Raw genomic sequence first — 771 nt, 5'->3', positions numbered from 1 at the left:
GCGACAGTGTTATCGCCGAGGATCTCGCCCCAGGATCCGACGCCGCGGTTGGTGGTGATCGCGATCGAGGTCTTCAAATATCGTTGCGACACAACTTGAAACAATGCTGAAGCCGCCTCTGCCGGTAATGGCAGATAGCCCAGTTCGTCGATCGCCAGGAGCGTTGGTCCGGCGTAGAAACGCATGCAGGTGGCCCACCGGCCTTCGATCGCAGCTTTGTGGCAGCGGGCCGCCAAATCGGCGGCGGTGGTGACATAGGTGCGGTAGCCGGCGTGCACCGCAGCCCGGGCTAGACCCAAGGCCGCTCAGTTTGGTGTGCTGCCGGGTTGTCAACCGGGTAGCACGCGCACGCTGATGTGGGTTTGGTAGATGGTCCGGTCGATCACCCCCTTGGCGCGGTGTTTGGAGATTGCCCGTTTGACCACGCGAAGGCTGCTGCGGGGCCGGCGATGTGGGAGCAGGTCAGCGCGCACGGCCCGCCCGATCACACCGACGATATCGACAGTCGCGCCGGTGATGACCCGGCCGCATGGACGAGCTGGTCGCGGGCGGTCTGCAAAGCGACGGTGAAACTGCCCCGGTCCGCGACCATGCCCGGTGTGGCCAGCGCGGTATCGGCGATCGCGGTCCGCAACGCCTGGTAGGTGATCAGCAACGCGTAGACCTCCTGCGCGACATCGTCGGCAGTACGCGCCGAGGGTGTCACGAGAACCGTGTAAGTCCGAAGCTAGTTCGGTACTAAATCTATTCTAGCACAATGGAATTCGGTTC

The 771-nt window shown here is 63.4% G+C and carries 1 protein-coding gene and 1 pseudogene; both read right to left on the bottom strand.

Translation table 11 applies throughout. The features are described 5' to 3' along the window. Window positions 1–302 (bottom strand): annotated as a pseudogene (locus tag A5789_RS38575) (ATP-binding protein); the annotation flags it as partial. Window positions 303–484: 182 nt separating this feature from the next. Continuing rightward, entirely contained in the window at window positions 485–706 is a 222-nt protein-coding gene (locus tag A5789_RS38570; RefSeq protein ID WP_064903081.1) for a hypothetical protein, read from the bottom strand. Window positions 707–771: the final 65 nt, after the last annotated feature.

It is taken from the genome of Nocardia sp. 852002-51101_SCH5132738, from assembly GCF_001665695.1.
In the GTDB taxonomy this organism is placed as follows: Bacteria; Actinomycetota; Actinomycetes; order Mycobacteriales; family Mycobacteriaceae; genus Nocardia; species Nocardia nova.
Note: the sequence above shows the minus strand (reverse complement) of the source record. Positions and strands in the feature narration are given on the sequence as shown.